The organism is Ammonifex thiophilus (assembly GCF_003368535.1).
In the GTDB taxonomy this organism is placed as follows: domain Bacteria; phylum Bacillota; class Desulfotomaculia; order Desulfotomaculales; family Ammonificaceae; genus Ammonifex; species Ammonifex thiophilus.
Window position 1 is genome coordinate 89,120 of record NZ_QSLN01000004.1, and the last position, 16,244, is coordinate 105,363.

The window sequence follows — 16,244 nt, forward strand, 5'->3', positions numbered from 1 at the left end:
TGGCTTAAACGCCTGATTTCCCCCCTAAGCGGCGCCGCAAGACCAACCAGATCACAAGAGTCAACCCCAGCAATATAAGACTTGCCACCTGACCTAGGTTAAGCCAGGAACCCGCCGGTGGAGTAACGCGGAAAAACTCAATGAAAAAGCGATAAATGCAGTAAAGGACGAGGTAAAAGAGAGCCAGCTCCCCAGGAAAGCTCTCCTTTGAGCGCCAGCGCCAGAGGATGAGGAAAATGATGAGCCCGGCCAGAGAGGAATAAAGTTGGGTAGGGTGGCGGGGAATGCCGTCGAAGGGAAAGGCCACCGCCCAAGGAAGATTGGTAGGCTTACCGTAGCAGCACCCGTTGAGAAAGCAACCGATCCTGGCTATGGGGTAGCCGGCCGCCGCCGCTATGGCCACCAGATCGGCTACCGTGCCGAAGGGCAGATGGTGGCGGCGGGCAAGCCACAAAACTACAGGGACGGCCAGAATGACTGCCCCGTAAAAGGTCAGCCCCCCGTCCCAGATGAACAAAATCTCTATCGGATTAGAAGCGAAGTGGGGCCAATCGACCACTACGTAAGCCAGACGCGCGCCAATAAGCCCTGCCAAAACCACCCAGAAGGCCAGGGTTGGCATAAAGTCGGGATCGATCCGGCGCCTCAAAGCCTCCTTCTGCGCCACCCATAAACCCACCAGCACTGCCAGAGCCAGCATAACGCCGTAGCTATAGATGGTAAAGGGGCCAAAGCGAAAAAGTATCGGATGCATTAGCGTTCACCACACTCCCCCGCCCGCCCGGTCAGAACGTCCAGACCATGCCCCAGAACGGGCAAGATGACTCCCAGGCACTCGCGTACCCCCTTGGGGCTTCCCGGCAAATTGACGATAAGGGTTCGGCCCCTGATGCCAGCCCTACCCCGGCTTAGCAAGGAACGGGGAGTTTTGATGGCGGTCAAAAGGCGCATTCCCTCGGCCAACCCCGGTACTTCCCTCTCGATGACTGCCAGGGTAGCTTCGGGGGTGTTGTCGCGGGGAGAAAAGCCCGTTCCGCCGGTGGTGAGAATGAGGTCGGCTGAAGAGCTAAGCTCGATCAAAGCCTGCTTTATCTCCTCCAGGTCGTCGGAGACCACCCGGTTCTCCACCACCTGCCAGCCCTGGGCTTCCACCATCTCTTTAATCGTCTTGCCGCTCAAATCTTCCCTCTCGCCACGGAAACCCTTATCACTAACCGTCAAGACAGCTACTCGGTACAAGCCTCTTCCTCTCCTTCCCTGACAAAATCACCGCTTCGGCCGCCGCTTTTGGCCACCAGGCGGATATCGGCGATGATCGCCCGGCGGTCCACCCCCTTTATCATGTCGTAAACCGTCAGGGCCGCTACCGCCACCGCCGTCAGGGCTTCCATCTCCACCCCTGTGCGGTCTACCGCCGTGGCCCGGGCTTCGATCTCCACCCGGCTCTTCTGCTGGTCAAGCTTTAGCTCCACCTCCACCGAAGTCAACCGTACCGGGTGGCAGAGGGGCAAAAGCCGAGGGGTAAGCTTGGCCGCCATAATGCCTGCCACCCGGGCTACGGTAAGAACGTCTCCCTTGGGTAGAGCTCCCCGCTCAATGAGCCTTAAGGTGGCCGGGCTTACCACCACCGCTCCCCGGGCCACCGCCTGACGCACGGTTTCCCCTTTCTCTCCCACCTCTACCATGTGTACCTCGCCCAAGCGTTTTCAGCCCTCCTGCACGTAGAGTACCCGGCCGCAGTCCCGCAGGTCGTAGCCTCCCCGCGCCTCTACCGCCTGCCGGAACTCCGGGTGGTCCAGCACCGCCCGCAGCCACTCTCCCACTTTCCCTTCCCAGTAGGGGCGCAGAAAACAGAGGTCGTAGCGCTCTTCTGCCACCGGGACAAAGTCGCACCCCAGAGCCAGAGCCGCCGCCCTTATGCCTAACCCCACGTCCGCCACCCCGGAAGCTACGGCGGCAGCCACCGCCATGTGGGTGTACTCCTCCCGCTCATAGCCCTGAATCCGCCGAGGATCTATTCCCCGCTGGCGCAGGTGGTAATCGAGTAGGACCCGCGTGCCCGCCCCTTTCTGCCGGTTGACTAAGCGCACGTCTTCGCGTACCAGATCTTCAAAATCCTTTATCCCCTTAGGGTTGCCCGGGGCTACGATGAAGCCTTGCTCCCGGTAGGCCAGGTTGACCAGAACCACCGGCACGCCGGCCAAGTAGCGCTTAATGTGGGGCACGTTGTATTCCCCGGTCTCCTCGTCCAGAAGATGGGTCCCCGCCAGGTGGGCCTCACCGCGCTTCAAAGCCATAAGCCCTCCCAGGCTCCCCACGTGGGCGGAGGAGAGGGAGGCGCGGGGGAACAGAAGGCGCAGGAAGTTGGCGATGATGTCCAGCGCCAGGTCGTGGCTGCCGATCACCACCACCGTGTTCTCTATCTCTTCCAGACGCCGTAAAAGCTCTACCTCCACCTGGCTCCCCGCCTCAAAACCTTCGGAGAAACGGGGCACGCGCAAGATACCGTCCGCCCGCACCAGGGTAAGCAGCATCCCCGCTCCTCGCCCCAAAGGTGTGGCCACTATGCGCTCTCCTATCCGTCCCAGTTTCACCCTCACGAACTCCTCCACTCCTGCCGGCGAGACTACCCGGCGGGAGAGCACCGCCCGCACCTTGTCACGCGCCGGAACCTCCTGCCCGGTTAAGGCCGCCAGCACGGGGCGGAGAAAGAGCTCGGCCGCCAGCACCGCCGAGACGGGGTAGCCGGGAATCCCCAGAACCGGCTTTCCGGCCGCCTCCCCCAGAACCACCGGCTTCCCGGGCTTTATAGCCACCCCGTGGGCAAAGACCTCTCCCAACCTCCGCAGTACCGGTGCCGTAAAGTCCTCCCGCCCCGCCGAAGACCCGGCGTTCAGCACCACCACGTCCCCCTCCTCTAGGCCCCGGCGCACCGCCTCCTCCAGTTGGGCTATATCGTCGGGGACGATAGAGTAGCGTACCGGCTCCCCTCCCCACTCCCGCACCAACTCCGCCAGCATAGGAGAGTTAAAGTCAATTATCCTTCCTGGTGCGGGATCGGGCGTCCCGGAAGGAACCAACTCGTCCCCCGTGGGGATGATCACCACCCGGGGACGAGGATAAACCAGCACTTCGTTTACTCCCCCGGCCAAAAGCGCTCCTATGTCCACCGGCCGGAGAAGATGGTTGGCGGGAACGATCATCTCGGTAGCCACAATATCCTCCCCCACCACACGCACGTTCTGGTAGGGGAAAATGGGCTTGATGATCTCGATTTCGTCTGGCCCAAGCTGGTGCACATCCTCCACCATGATCACGGCGTCGGTCCCTTCCGGCAGAACGTCACCGGTATCCACCGGGAAGGCCTCCACCCCCAGCTTTAGCCGACGGGGAGCGAGCTCCGAAGCCCCGAAGGTCAAAGCCGCTTTCACCGCGTAACCATCCATGGCCGCCTGGTGAAAATGGGGGTGAGAAAGGCGGGCAAAAACCGGGGCAGCCGTCACCCGGCCGCAGGCGGCCTCTGCGCTAACCTTCTCCGGCAAACGCTTGAGCTTGAGCGCTCCCTTTTCCCGAAGGAAATCGAGGTAGCCTTCTTGAGCCTCGGGCAACGGCTTCTCTTCCAGGTAAATGTTGCGCTGCACTTTTATAAACCCCCTTAAACCAGGAAAACGTCCACCCAGTCCCCTGCCGCCGCCCCTTCGGCGTCCAGGGGAAGGTGGATCAGAGCCTGGGCACGGGCCAGCCAGGCAATAAGTCCCGACTTCCCCAGGATGGGGCGGGCTATTGTCACCCCTTCCTCCACCCCGAGCTCCGCCGGAACGAAGTCCTCCCGGCCGGGCGCCGAGGAAAGGGAGCGTGTTAGGCGGGCGCGCAAGGGAAGGGGATTTTCTTTCTCCGGTTCCAGCAGGGGACGGAAGAGAAAGTGGAAGACCACCAGGGCCGAAACCGGATGCCCGGGAAGTCCCACCACCGGCTTCCCGTTTACCACCGCGCCCAAAGTGGGCTTGCCGGGTCTAACCGCCAGGCCGTGGAAGAGCACCTTCGTTCCCGGCAGATCCTCAATGGCCTCAAGGGTCAGATCCCGTACCCCGACCGAGCTACCGCCAGCAAGGCACACCCCATCGCACTCCTCCAAGGCCCGAGCAAGCATTTCTTTTATTTCCGGCAGGCGATCCCGCACCACCCCGTAGCGCACAGGCTCGCCACCGGCCGCCGTCACCGCCGCCGCCAACGACCAGGTGTTCACGTCCCGCACCTGTCCCGGCCCCGGCACCTGACCGACTTCCACGATCTCGTCCCCCGTACCGATAACCCCTATCCGGGGCTTCCGGAAGACGGGTACTCGATCCCAGCCGCAGGTAGCCAAGAGCCCCACATCGGCAGGGCGGAGCCGGCGCCCTGCCGGTAAAATAACCCTCCCCGCCTGTACATCATCTCCGCGCCGCACCACATTTTCTCCTGGCGCCACCGGGCGGTAGATGGCCACCGTTTCCTCGTCTAGTTCTTCGGTGTACTCCACCATTACCACGGCGTCCGCACCCTCGGGTAGCATTCCTCCGGTAGAGATGCGCCAGGCCTCGCCGTGGGTTAGCCCTTTTTCCGGAGGACTACCCATACAGACCTCGCCGGCCAACCTAAGAATAGCGGGCAGCCCCTCGGAAGCTCCGAAGGTGTCAGCTGCCCGCACCGCATAGCCGTCCACGGTGGAGCGGTCAAACCCCGGAACATCTTCTTTGGCCGCCAGGTCCTGCGCTAAAACCCGGCCCAGAGCATCTCCTAGCCCCACCTCTTCCACCGGCCAAGGACGCATAGATCGGCGCAGCTTTTCCCGTGCTTCGGCAAGTGTGAGCGTGGTGAAAAGCAAGGCTTTCTCGCCTCTCATACTTTTTCCCCAACTCTGCCATGATAGTAGCACTCCCTGAGCTTTAGCGTCAATGCGGAGGAGCAGGATTACCCGTTGCCGGAAGCGAATTCCTGGGAGTAGGAGGTGAAAAGATGCTCATCGATCGCCAGATCATAGCCAACCTTTTGGAAATGGAGAGGGACGATGTCTTGAGTATCTACCTCAACGTGGATCCCACGCGTCCGGAAAACCAGACTAGTCCTCCAGCTTACCGCATTTGGCTCAAAAACGCTCTGGACGAATTGGAGGAAAAAGTGGCACCTTCTCTTTCGCGCGAGAAGCGAATGGCCTTGCGAGAGCTGAGGGAGCAAGTTACAAGCTACGTCAACACTTACCTGCCTCGGGGAAGAAGTCTCATCCTCTTTACCGCCAACGATTTTCAACAAGAATTCTCTTTGCTAGCCCGGGTCAACGAGAACTATTTACACTATGGCCGGCCCGACGTCACCCCTCTTCTGTGGCTGTTAGACGAATACGAGCGAGTCGGCATCGTACTAGTAGACAGCTTTCAGGCACGTTTTCTTTCCGCCTACCTGGGCAAGGCTGCCGTATACGGAGAAACTGAGCTTTATCTTGACACCACCACCTGGCCCCGGTACGACTTGCGCGCCCCCACTGCTAGAGGGACACATGGAGCCCACATTAAAGGGAGCAACGTGGACGCCTTCGAGGACCGGGTAGCCGAAAAAGTAGCCGGTTTCTGGCGCGAAGTGGCCGACCGGATAGCCAGGTGGCAGGCCGAGGAAAAGTTCGGCTATTTACTGCTGGGTGGCGAAGAGAAAGCCGTAGCCGGAGTAATGGAAAACCTACCGCCGGAAGTGGCGCGCAAGGTGGCCGACAAGCTGATAGCCCCCCTTTACGAGTCGGAACACGAGATCCTTCTGCGGGCCAAACCCAAGCTTACGGCGGCAGAGAGACGTCGTGAGGAAGAATTGATAAGGAAAGCTTTGGATGCCGCCTTAAGCGGCGGACAAGGCGCAGTGGGGCCAGCAGACGTGCTCAACACCTTGCGGGAAGGGCGAGTGCACACCCTCATAGTAGTCTGGCCCGTAAAGGGCGAAGTCCACCGCTGCCGCGCCTGCAGCTTTTTCTTCCTCGAAGAGAAAAGCCGCTGCCCCCTGTGCGGTGGAGAAGTGGTGAAGGAAGCTTTACGTGAAGTGATACCGAGACTGGCCTTCTACCACGGGGCCGAGGTAGAGCTCGTGGCTGGTGAGCCAGCCAGACAGCTCGGAGAATACGGTGGTATGGCCGCCATCTTGCGGTACTAAAAACATCGGGGAGCCACAAGGCTCCCCGATTCCTCTCTAAAAGCAAGGCATCAGGAGACAGCCCCCTGATGCCTTGCTTAGAGAGATTTACTCTACGCCCTGGAACTGGTGATCCACGTTGACCCCATCGGGATCGGCGTGGCCGCCACCGGGAAGGCTTTCATCTTCCCCGAACTTGACCGCTTCGCCTTCGGTCTGAACCGCTTTCTTTTCCGTGTCCGTTCCGGCGGCGTCTTGAAGCTGGGCCTCCGCCTGCACCTGACTCACTACTGGGTGGGCGCTCTGTTTAGACACTGTCGCAGCATGGGCTATTCCTAGCGCCGAACTCAGAATCATTAACCCGCTCCCCAAACCTACCAGCCACTTGCGATTCATCTTTTCCATCCTCCCTTGGTTAGTTTTTAAGTCGGTGGCCACCGACGACTAAAGAATAACTCCTTATCCTTAGAAAACCATTAAAGTGCCACTAGAAGTGGATTAAAAATTACCGGCGAGAAGAGCTTGGGAGAAAATGTTATAAGGCCCGGCCAAGAGCCGGGCCTTATATGTGAAGGCCCTTTCCGGGTTACGAAACTTTCGCTACTTCAGAAGTTGCTTGCTCTCTTTTCTCCAGGCGGAAAGCGTAAACCGCCAGGAAGCGGTAGAGAGCATGGGCAAACTTGCTGTAAGGCGCTGTCAGAATAAGAAGGAACACCACGATCAGGTGAAGGGCATAGAGCAGGTAGCTTGCCATAGGCAGATTCAGAGCGACGAGCAGCTCCAGAGCGAGCCCGGTAAGTCCCGCCAGCAGGACCAGTTCCAGAAAGATCCAGTCGGTAAAATGGTTGTAAACCTCTTTACCGGTAAAGCGCCGCCAGTTGGCTACCAAAGCGCCGAAGACCAAGGAAAAACCTCCAACCGTCCCTAGCAGCCGCACCGCCAGCGGCAATTTCTCCGGATCCCCTTCCGGGTTAAGGAGGAAGGCCAATGCCGTGGTCAGGAAAAGAAGCAGGAAGCCGTTCACCATGGACGCGTGCATCATCCATTTAGATTTATCCTCACACTTTTGGTAGCGTCTCTGTATCACCACTTCCTCCCAGAAGGTGCGTAGCAACTCCCTTACATCCAAGGGCAGCGAGCCGTACTCCGACCTGTACCAGGAGTTCATGCGGTAAAGGTTGATACCTAAGGTGAAGAGCACCAGGGCTCCCAACGACAAGCCGCACACATCTATGAGGTGGGTGGGCAGGAAGAGGTGAAGCCGAACCTTCTCCATGTCCAACGGGCCATGGAAGAAGTAAAACACCAGACCAGCCAGGGCAGCCGCGGCCAGGTAGAAAACCAAGCTTAACCAAGGAGAACGGTAGAGTATCTTACCTAGTCCCGTCCAGTCATACTGAGCTATGGCCCAGCGCCTCAAAGACATCACCACTTCGCCCGGATCGGCCTGGCGCGGGCACATGGTGGTGCACTCGCCGCAGTGGTAGCAGAGCCAGATAGCAGGCGAGCCCAGGATCTTCTTCGTGGCTCCGAGCTGGGTGTAGCGGATGACCTGGCGCGGATAGAAGGGGTTGGTTTCAGCCAGAGGGCAAATGGCCGAGCAGTTACCGCAGTTGAAGCAGGCTTTTCCCCGGAGGGCTCCCCAGCGAACTAATTCTTCGGCCAGAAATTCGGGCTGTGCTTCCAGGCTCATAACTCCTTCTTCACCTCCACCAGAGTATAGGTATAGTAGTCACCCTTGGTGAACTCTTCTTTGACCTTTCCGTACTTGCGCAAGGAAGCCAGGTGGCGCATGATCCTCTCTGTGGGGAGACCGGTTTTGGCCGCTATCTCCGGAACAGTCAGAGAGGTTCCCGCCTCCTTGATGGCGGCCAGAATCTGGTTCTTTTCCTTAGTTGCCACCCGCACAACCTCCCGCTTCTCCTCGGGCACTGGACGCCGCGCCCGCATGGCCGCCACTGTGCTTTTACGCTCGTTTTGTTTTTCCTCGGCCATCTAGCGCACCCCCTCCTCCACCGCCGCATCGATCATGGCAGCAAACTGATCTATGGTGTACCCCCTCACCCCTAGAGCTTTCTGAGGACACATAGCGGCACAGGCCCCACAGCCCTGGCAAACCGCCTCATTTACCTCTACCTTCCCGTCCTTCAATCTGAGCGCTCCATAGCTGCACTCTTCCAAGCAGATGCCGCAGCCGTTGCAGCGTTCTGAATAGACCTCGGCCACAAAGGGTTCGAGTTCCACCTGCCCCCGCGCCAGTAGGACAGAAGCTCTAACTGCCGCTGCACCGGCCGATAGAACCGTTTCGGTAATATCCTTCGGTCCTTGAGCGGTGCCGGCCACAAAGAGCCCCTCCACCCCCACTTCCACCGGTCTTAACTTGGGATGAACTTCAAGAAGAAAGCCATCTTCGCCCACCGGCAGCCTGAGCTTGGCCGCCATTTCCTTCGTTCCTTCGCTCGGCTCCATCCCCACCACCAGCACCACCAAGTCGGCGGGAGCAGTTACCGTCTCACCAAAAGTCAGCTGATCCCTAACTTCTACTACCAAACGGCCGTTCTCGCGCTTGACTATCGGTGGCTCCTCAGGTAGATAACGAAGGAAAATAACCCCGTCATTAGAAGCCCCTTCATAGTAGTCTTCGCAGTCCCGACAATAGGTGCGGATGTCTTGGTAAGCCATAAAAACTCGGGTTTCAGGGTAACGCCGCCTTATCTCACGGGCCGCCTGCAAAGCCGCCGTGCAACAATAGCGAGAACAATATTTGTTGACCTTCTCCCCTTCTTTGGGAAGCTGCCGGCTGCCCACGCAGTTGATAAAAACCACGTTCTTTATCCGGCCGTTCTGAGGCAACCGGAGCTCTCCCCGGGTGGGACCGGAAGAGGAAAGGAGTCGGATCAGCTGGGGAAGAGTGATAACCTCAGGGAAAATTTTATATCCGTACTCCCCTTCTTTGGGCTCATAGGGAGCGAAACCCGTAGCCAGAATAATGGCTCCCACCGAAAGGGAAAGAACCTTTTCCTCTTGGTCGAGCTTAATAAGTCCCCGGGGACAAGCTTTCACACACGCTCCACACTTGGTACAGCGATCCAAATCGATGGCATACCGGGAAGGAAAAGCATCGGGGTAAGGGAAATAAATGGCCTTGCGTGAGGAAAGCCCATAATTAAAGGGGTCGGGAACTTCTACAGGGCAAACCTCTTCGCAGCGGGCGCAACGGTCACACTTTTCGTCCACTAAAGAAGGACGCTGCTTTATCTTCACCTCCCAGTTGCCGACAAAACCTTCTACCGCTTCCAGAGTGGTAGCGGGATAAAGTTTTATCTTGGGGTGCTGGGCCACTTTTTTGCAAAGTTCTTTGAGTAAAGCAGGGGCTTCCTCCTCGGTAGGGTAGACACGCGCAAGTTGCGCCATCCTTCCACCCAAAAATGGGGATTGCTCGATCAGGTGCACCTGGAAGCCCCGCTCGGCCAGATCCAGCCCTGCTTTTAGGCCTGCTACGCCTCCACCTACCACCAAAACTTCAGGACGAGCGGGTACCCGAACGTTTTCCAGAGGCTTGGCCAGCTTCACTTTGGCCACCGCCATGCGGACGAGATCCTTGGCCTTCTCGGTGGCTCGGTAAGGATTGTCGGGATGAGCCCAGCTACACTGTTCTCGAATGTTGGCGATTTCCAGAAGGTAAGGGTTGAGCCCCGCCCGGGCCAGCGCTTTGCGAAAAGTAGGTTCGTGTAGCCTGGGCGAGCAACAGGCTACCACTACCCGGTTTATCCGCCCTTGGCGGATGTGCCTTTCTATTAAACCCTGCCCGGGATTGGAACACATGAAGATATAATCCCGAGCCACCGCCACGCCTTCAAGACCGGAAGCGTAAGCAGCGACCTCGCTGACGTTTACCACATCCGAGATGTTGCCGCCGCAGTGGCAGACATAGACTCCTACTTTTATTTCTTCCGACACGCCTCCCCCACCCCTTTTAACCAATATGATTTTAAAGTCCGGAAATGTAAGCTGAAGCCCGCATGGCACAAGCCGAAGCCTGCATGACCGTATCCACTATGTCTTTGGGCCCCTCTGCCACCCCGGCCACGAAAACCCCCGGAATATTGGTGGTAGTGGGATCCAGCTTGGGGGAAACGGTTTTCACAAAGCCGTACTCATCTATACCCAGATCCGGCAGCAGCCGTGCAAGGGCTTTGTGCTGGGGTCGAATGCCCAGGGCAAGGACCACCATCTCGTACTCTTCCTCCACAATGCGCGAATCCTTCCCGGCGATGATTTCGGCTCGTAGAATGAGGTTGCCGTTTTCCTTCTCCGTGATCCGGGCCACCCGTCCCTTGATAAAGCGTACCCCCACCCCCTTGGCCCGCTGGTAAAACTCCTCAAAACCTTTACCGTAGGCGCGAATGTCCATGTAATAAACGTCTACTTCCACCTTACGCAGATTTAGGATGGTGGATTGAGCCTGCCTGATGGTGTACATGCAGCAAACCCGGGAACAATAAGGATAGCCCACCAGCGGGTTGCGCGCCCTTGAACCGACGCAGAGGATAAAAGCCACCCGCCTGGGTATCTTGCCGTCGGAGGGACGAACCAGCGCCCCGTAAGGGCCGTTGGGGATTAGGAGCCGGTCCATAGTCAGCGAAGGTATGACGTTGGCGTACTTTCCTCCTCCGAAGTGCTCCAAACGACTGAGATCGTAAAGTTTAAATCCGGTAGCGATGACTATTGCCCCCACCTCGACCTTGATGGTTTGCGGCCTCTGGGTAAAGTCCACGGCTTTGGCCGGACAGACCCGCTCACAGACCCCGCAGAGCACGCAGTTATCTATATCCACCACCGCCACCTTAGGCACCGCCTGGGCGAAAGGGATGTAGATGGCCTTACGCGCTCCTAAGTAGTTGTCAAACTCGCTGGGAACATCTACCGGGCAGTTGTTCTCGCAGATTCCGCAACCTACGCAGCGCTCTTCATCCACGTAGCGGGCCTTTTTATAAAGCGTTATTCGAAAAGTTTTACCTTCTCGCTTTATTTCATCCACTTCCGTATAGGTGAGCAACTCTATCTGGGGGTGGTTAGACACGGCCACCATCTTAGGGGTGAAGATGCAGCTTGGACAATCCATGGTAGGGAAGACTTTTTGCAGTTGGATCATCCGGCCGCCTATGCTGGGTTCCTTCTCTACCAGGTAAACCTTGAACCCCTGATCGGCCAAGTCTAGAGCCGCCTGCACCCCGGCAATACCCCCACCGACAACCAGCACATCTTTGACACCCAAGTTACCCTGCCCCCTTCTCTTTTCTCAGTCTCATCCGCTCTTCGGCGTAGGGCGTGGGCCCCAGCAGTTTGAGGATCTCCGTCATTTCCTCCGTCACCTGCTTAAAGACGTTGGTACAGACGCTGCAGATGGCTTCTACCCGCAAGCGGTCTATCTCGATCCCCATTTCCCTAAGCTTAGGAGCCAGCTTCTTCATGCGCTCGCGGGTCCGCTCCACTCCTTCCTTGAAGGCGCAGTCCGGAGGATAGCAAGTGCCGATGATAATCCCATCTACCCCTTTGCGGAAAGCTTCCAGCACCAGATCTGGAGAAACCATAAGACAGCACCGCACCCGGATAAGGCGAATATTTGGCGGGTAACTTATCTTGCTGAGTCCGGCAACGTCGGCACAGGGATAAGCGCAACGTTCGGTGGCGAACATCAAAATTAGGGGTTCGTACTCTTCTTCCTCCATCTCTTCCTCCCGAACCGTATCTTCTGCCAATTTCTCCCCCTCCCTTTAAAGCGTCTAAGCTCTGGGTTATGCAAAAAAGGCGGCTTCACCCCTTCCGCGGGACTTTCGGGCTTTCGTTGCCGCCTTCTTCGCGCTCCGGGTTTCAAGTGCGACTAAGTGGTCGCTCTAAGTTTACTTTTAAATACCTTTTTAACTCCTCCCCTCCCGCCTGTCAAGGGGGATAAGCGACAAATTACTGTCGTACAGATAGCAAATCCCTTTCCTTCCGCTGTTTCCAATTGATAAAATAATTCGAAAGTGGTTAACTTAACTTCTTGGAGGTGGTTAAGCAGATGCTGCGAAAGCTCATAGCCCCGGCTCGCTATGTCCAGGGAGCCAACGCCCTACAAGCCCTGGGGGAAGAAATCAAGGCTCTAAAACTTGGTACCCGGGTGTTTACCTTGGCCGACCGCCGGGTTCTAGAGATAGTCCAGAGCAAGATAGAACAGGCCCTGCAGGCCGCCGGTATCGAGGGCTCTTTCGCCGAATTCCGAGGAGAGTGTTCCAAGCAAGAAATAATGCGCCTTAAAGAACTGGCGGAAAAAGAGGGCGCGGACGTAATCCTGGGAGCTGGAGGCGGGAAAGCCCTGGATACTGCCAAGGCCGTGGCCTACTACGCCCACAAACCCGTAGTAATAGTTCCTACCATCGCTTCTACCGATGCCCCTTGCAGCGCCCTCTCGGTCATCTACACCGAGCAAGGAATATTTGAAGAGTACCTGGTTTTACCCCGCAACCCAGACCTCGTTTTGGTGGATACCGCGATCATAGCTCGGGCGCCGGTAAGATTCCTGGTAGCCGGTATGGGCGACGCCCTGGCCACCTGGTTCGAAGCCCGTGCCTGCGCTGAAAGTCGGGCGAAAAATCTGCCTGGAGGGGACTCCACCCTCGCAGCTTTAAATTTGGCCCAGCTCTGCTACGAAACCCTGCTTGAGGACGGATACCAGGCGTGCTTGGCCGTGGAACGTCAAGTAGTAACCCCGGCAGTAGAAAGGGTGGTAGAAGCCAATATTTTACTGTCAGGCCTGGGGTTTGAGAGCAGTGGCCTGGCCGCTGCACACGCCGTGCACAACGCTTTGACCACCCTCGAAGAGACCCATGCCTACTACCACGGTGAAAAGGTGGCCTTTGGAACACTGGTACAACTGGTTCTGGAGGGCAGGCCGCTTGGGGAAATCGAAGAGGTGCTCGAGTTCGCCGTATCTGTAGGCCTGCCAGTGACACTAGCCGACATAGGACTTGGGGAAGTAAGCGAAGAAAAATTGAGGAAGGTAGCGGAAGCAGCAGTTCGCCCCGGCGAGACCATCCACAACGAGCCTTTCCCGGTTACGGCGGAGGACGTACTAGCGGCCATCATCGGGGCCGACGCCTTAGGCAAAGATTTCAAAGGCTTCTAAGCTTAGCCTTTGTCCCTAAGGTAAACGCTATGCGGAAAAAGCTTGGCCTGCTTTTTCAGCTCGGCGGCTTTTTCCGCAATTTTCTTTATGTCGTAGCCGTAGGCGCTGCCCACCTGGTCGACAATGACCAGAGAAACGGTAACGAAGGGAAAGAAAGTCTCCCGGCCGCTGCGGTCGAAGCTCCTGATTCCTCCGGCCAGGCGGTCCTCCGGGCTGTAGAAGCGTTTAATCAAACGGTCAAAACGTGCTACCAACTGTTTGCAGAACTCCTCGGCCATCTCTGGCCGGGTGATTACAATGAAATCGTCTCCCCCTATGTGTCCTATAAAGCCTTCCGGGTCGCCCACCCGCTTCAAAGTGGCCCGTAAAAGGTTGGCCACCAAGAGTATCACCCGGTCCCCTTTTTCGAAGCCGTACTTGTCATTATACGACTTGAAGTGGTCCAGATCCAGAAAAACAACGGCGCACTCTTCCCCCACCTCTGCCCGGCGCAGCAGCTCCCGCTCAATACCCACCCTGCCCGGCAATCCCGTGAGGGGATTCGCTCCCCTGGCCATCTCCAGCTGGATACGGGTGAAGGCGTCGAGCAGCGCCTGCACCGAGACCACTCCCCGAAAGAGCCGGTTGCGGGTGACCACTATCCAGTCGTAGAGACGTAGGCGCTCGCGGCTCATGGCCAGCTGGGAAACCACTTCAATGGGGGTGTCTTCTTCCACGGCTAAGAAAGAAGTATCCATGAGTACGGAGATGGGCCGCTCGAAATACAAAGGCACGCCGTACTGCAGCCCCAAATACCGGTCCAAGTTATAGCGCATAACTAGACCCACCGGTCTCCCTTCCTCCACTACTACCACCCCATCCAAGGACTCGTCGTCTTCGAAGATCTTTTTTACCTCGCGCACCAGGGTATTTCTTCCCACCAGCACCGTACTCTCCGCTATGCGTCCCACAGCCAAAAAACCCCGCGTGCTCCCTGGGAAAGGACCGGACTTGCCGGCCAATGCGACTATCTTGTGCTCTACCCCTTCCGCCGACTCCCCCAGCCGACGGAGTAAAGGGCCTTGAGCCGCCTCTACCCGGAGATTTACCAGGGTGAGGAGCTCCTTTTCGTCCGTGATCCCCTCGGCTATAAGGGAGCATTTTAGCTTTTGGGCAAAAGCTACTATAGCTTCCAGTAAAGCTCTTTTACGGGGGTGAAGGTGCAGCTGGGCGGTGAGCGAAGGCTCCAATTTCAAAAACTGGAAGGAAAAATCGCTCAACAGGGAGAAGGGGTTCATCCCCCAGCTGCGTAGGGCTAGGGAAAAACCTTGAGCTTTATATTGCTCCAGCGCCTGGCGTAGAACCGGTAGCTGGCCTAAGCAGCGAGGTTCTTCCAGGATCAGGACCAGGTTGGCAGCCCTCATGCCCTTCCCCTCCCACCATCGGGTAACCTCCCGCCAAAGGAAGCTTTCGTCCTTCTCTTCCCCGACCGGTGCCAGAAGGAAGAGCTTCTGCCCCTTTTCCGCTCCTGGTTTCTCCTCCAGTACCAGCCGATAGTAAAGGCCTTCCAGCCAGCGGAGATGGCCGGTCTCGCGAGCCAAAGCCAAGAGCAATTCCTGGCTCATCAGGTAGGTTGGCCCCCGGGCTCGCAGTCTGGCCTCCCAGCCCACAGGCTGCCCAGTAGTAAGAGAAACGATCGGCTCGTAATCCACAGCCAACTTTTCTTGCCCGAGGAGCGCTTCAAACTCTTCTAGTAGAGCTTCGCGAGCTTCCTGGGCTTCCTTCAAGTTGAAGACGCTCGCTTCCAGCAAGGCCAGACGGATGATTTCCTCTATCTGCCCCGCCTTGTCGTGCAGGAAGGCGGCACCCACCTGCACCTCCGGCTTTTGGCCCCCTAAACGCAGGAAAGTCAGCCCGGTCTTTTCCTCAACCAGAAGGGCGAAGGCGGCGGAAAGCTTGTGCAGTTCCTCCCGTCTCAGGCTTTGGTCAAAGGAGAGAAAGAAAAGAAAGCTTCCGTTCCACAGGTTCTTCACCAAAAACGAGGAACCAGAAGGGAAGAAACTTGCCCCTATCCTTTCTAGAGCTTCTTGGATCTGACCCAGCAGGTGAGAAAACTGCTTGTGCTTTCTGACTCCCGCCAAGGTTTCTATATTAGCAAACATCAGAAAAATAAGAGCCAGCGGCCTTTGCTGCCTAAGGCCGTCCAGAAGCTTACCCACCATCTCACGCTGGCCCAGAGAGAGCTCCCTTAAGAGGGGCTCGGCCATCTCCCAGACTTTATTCGCTCCGGGTACCATGACCTCCCACCCCGACCTTGCCCCGGCCGCAAGTTCGCAAACCTTCCAAGCGCAAAAGCAATCTCTTGGCAGGCCCTACCAGCAAAGGGTCAAACTGTTTTCCCCCTCCCTCCTCTATCTCCTTTAAGCATTGCCGAAGAGATAAGGGAGGGCGATAAGGACGGGGAGAGAGCATGGCGTCGATGGCATCAGCCACCGCTATTATTCTGGAGCCTAATGGTATGGCCTCGCCGCGCAAGCCCTGAGGGTAACCTGAGCCGTCCCAGCGTTCGTGGTGGTAAAGCACCATCAACGCCACCTCTTTGAGGCAAGCAGAGCGGCTGATAATGCGGTAACCTATAACCGGGTGCTGCTGGATCTGCGCCCACTCGAGGGGTGAAAGTCTGCCCGGCTTGCGCAGGACTTCATCGGGTATGCCGATCTTGCCGATATCGTGCAGGCGGGCCGCCAGCTTGATAAGTTCCGCTTCTCTTCCCGCGATTTCTAACTCCCGCAGCAGAAGTTCGGTGAGCTTGGCCACCCGAGAGGAATGCCCCTGGAGATAGGCATCGCGCGCCTCCAAAGCCGCGATGAGGCAATCTATGGCCCCCTGTGTCGCCTGGTAAAAGAAATGGTCGATCAAATTTTTTCCCCCGTGAATTTCGGCTCTT

The 16,244-nt window shown here is 57.6% G+C and carries 15 protein-coding genes; 2 read left to right on the forward strand and 13 right to left on the reverse strand.

The window, feature by feature from the left end:
- Nucleotides 1-4 precede the first annotated feature (4 nt).
- Genes lgt through DXX99_RS04895 form a run of 5 tightly spaced genes read right to left on the reverse strand, consistent with a single transcriptional unit; the run spans nt 5 to nt 4,882 of the window.
- The gene (gene lgt / locus DXX99_RS04875) at nt 5-754 is read right to left on the reverse strand and encodes a prolipoprotein diacylglyceryl transferase (protein ID WP_115792395.1); all 750 of its coding nucleotides are present in this window, start codon (nt 752-754) and stop codon (nt 5-7) included.
- Entirely contained in the window at nt 754-1,239 is a 486-nt protein-coding gene (locus DXX99_RS04880; protein ID WP_115792396.1) for a MogA/MoaB family molybdenum cofactor biosynthesis protein, read from the reverse strand. Before DXX99_RS04880 ends, lgt begins: the two co-directional genes overlap by 1 nt.
- Nucleotides 1,227-1,700 carry a cyclic pyranopterin monophosphate synthase MoaC gene (gene moaC, locus DXX99_RS04885; protein ID WP_115792397.1) on the reverse strand — a complete coding sequence of 158 codons (474 nt, stop codon included), beginning with the start codon at nt 1,698-1,700 and terminating at the stop codon, nt 1,227-1,229. The genes DXX99_RS04880 and moaC overlap by 13 nt, the downstream gene beginning before the upstream one ends.
- A gap of 6 nt (nt 1,701-1,706) precedes the next feature.
- Entirely contained in the window at nt 1,707-3,641 is a 1,935-nt protein-coding gene (locus tag DXX99_RS04890; protein WP_205664638.1) for a molybdopterin biosynthesis protein, read from the reverse strand.
- Nucleotides 3,642-3,655: 14 nt separating this feature from the next.
- Nucleotides 3,656-4,882, reverse strand: coding sequence for a molybdopterin molybdotransferase MoeA (locus tag DXX99_RS04895; RefSeq protein WP_240610822.1), 1,227 nt, complete (start codon nt 4,880-4,882; stop codon nt 3,656-3,658).
- Nucleotides 4,883-4,995: 113 nt separating this feature from the next.
- Between DXX99_RS04895 and DXX99_RS04900 the strand changes: the two genes are divergently transcribed.
- Entirely contained in the window at nt 4,996-6,171 is a 1,176-nt protein-coding gene (locus tag DXX99_RS04900; RefSeq protein ID WP_115792399.1) for a VLRF1 family aeRF1-type release factor, read from the forward strand.
- An 87-nt stretch (nt 6,172-6,258) separates the two neighbouring features.
- Here DXX99_RS04900 and DXX99_RS04905 read toward each other — a convergent pair whose 3' ends face one another.
- The 6 genes from DXX99_RS04905 to DXX99_RS04930 form a co-directional block, all read right to left on the reverse strand.
- On the reverse strand, nt 6,259-6,546 hold the full coding sequence (locus DXX99_RS04905) for a hypothetical protein (RefSeq protein WP_115792400.1): 288 nt from the start codon (nt 6,544-6,546) through the stop codon (nt 6,259-6,261).
- Nucleotides 6,547-6,736: 190 nt separating this feature from the next.
- The gene (locus DXX99_RS04910; protein ID WP_115792401.1) at nt 6,737-7,843 is read right to left on the reverse strand and encodes a 4Fe-4S dicluster domain-containing protein; all 1,107 of its coding nucleotides are present in this window, start codon (nt 7,841-7,843) and stop codon (nt 6,737-6,739) included.
- Complete coding sequence (locus tag DXX99_RS04915; protein ID WP_115792402.1) at nt 7,840-8,145, reverse strand: helix-turn-helix domain-containing protein; 306 nt, start codon at nt 8,143-8,145, stop codon at nt 7,840-7,842. The genes DXX99_RS04910 and DXX99_RS04915 overlap by 4 nt, the downstream gene beginning before the upstream one ends.
- Nucleotides 8,146-10,110, reverse strand: a complete 1,965-nt coding sequence (locus DXX99_RS04920; RefSeq protein WP_115792403.1) for a CoB--CoM heterodisulfide reductase iron-sulfur subunit A family protein — start codon at nt 10,108-10,110, stop codon at nt 8,146-8,148.
- Between the two features lie 31 nt (nt 10,111-10,141).
- Nucleotides 10,142-11,428, reverse strand: a complete 1,287-nt coding sequence (locus DXX99_RS04925; RefSeq protein WP_115792404.1) for a CoB--CoM heterodisulfide reductase iron-sulfur subunit A family protein — start codon at nt 11,426-11,428, stop codon at nt 10,142-10,144.
- A 1-nt stretch (nt 11,429) separates the two neighbouring features.
- Nucleotides 11,430-11,912, reverse strand: coding sequence for a hydrogenase iron-sulfur subunit (locus tag DXX99_RS04930; protein WP_115792405.1), 483 nt, complete (start codon nt 11,910-11,912; stop codon nt 11,430-11,432).
- A 302-nt stretch (nt 11,913-12,214) separates the two neighbouring features.
- Here DXX99_RS04930 and DXX99_RS04935 point away from each other — a divergent pair, with 302 nt between their 5' ends.
- Nucleotides 12,215-13,318: a glycerol dehydrogenase gene (locus tag DXX99_RS04935; protein WP_115792406.1), complete on the forward strand. Its 1,104-nt coding sequence runs from the start codon at nt 12,215-12,217 to the stop codon at nt 13,316-13,318.
- Between the two features lie 2 nt (nt 13,319-13,320).
- Here DXX99_RS04935 and DXX99_RS04940 read toward each other — a convergent pair whose 3' ends face one another.
- Together DXX99_RS04940 and DXX99_RS04945 are read right to left on the reverse strand one after the other, a co-directional pair.
- Nucleotides 13,321-15,594 (reverse strand): EAL domain-containing protein, encoded by a 2,274-nt coding sequence (locus DXX99_RS04940; RefSeq protein ID WP_115792407.1) that lies wholly within the window; start codon nt 15,592-15,594, stop codon nt 13,321-13,323.
- Nucleotides 15,575-16,216: an HD-GYP domain-containing protein gene (locus DXX99_RS04945; RefSeq protein WP_240610823.1), complete on the reverse strand. Its 642-nt coding sequence runs from the start codon at nt 16,214-16,216 to the stop codon at nt 15,575-15,577. Before DXX99_RS04945 ends, DXX99_RS04940 begins: the two co-directional genes overlap by 20 nt.
- Between the last annotated feature and the right edge of the window lie 28 nt (nt 16,217-16,244).

Coding starts and splice junctions, on each gene's coding strand:
- lgt (WP_115792395.1), bottom strand. CDS start 754: ATGCATCCGATACTTTTTCGCTTTGGCCCCTTTACCATCTATAGCTAC.
- DXX99_RS04895 (WP_240610822.1), bottom strand. CDS start 4,882: ATGAGAGGCGAGAAAGCCTTGCTTTTCACCACGCTCACACTTGCCGAA.
- DXX99_RS04900 (WP_115792399.1), top strand. CDS start 4,996: ATGCTCATCGATCGCCAGATCATAGCCAACCTTTTGGAAATGGAGAGG.
- DXX99_RS04905 (WP_115792400.1), bottom strand. CDS start 6,546: ATGAATCGCAAGTGGCTGGTAGGTTTGGGGAGCGGGTTAATGATTCTG.
- DXX99_RS04910 (WP_115792401.1), bottom strand. CDS start 7,843: ATGAGCCTGGAAGCACAGCCCGAATTTCTGGCCGAAGAATTAGTTCGC.
- DXX99_RS04915 (WP_115792402.1), bottom strand. CDS start 8,145: ATGGCCGAGGAAAAACAAAACGAGCGTAAAAGCACAGTGGCGGCCATG.
- DXX99_RS04935 (WP_115792406.1), top strand. CDS start 12,215: ATGCTGCGAAAGCTCATAGCCCCGGCTCGCTATGTCCAGGGAGCCAAC.
- DXX99_RS04940 (WP_115792407.1), bottom strand. CDS start 15,594: ATGGTACCCGGAGCGAATAAAGTCTGGGAGATGGCCGAGCCCCTCTTA.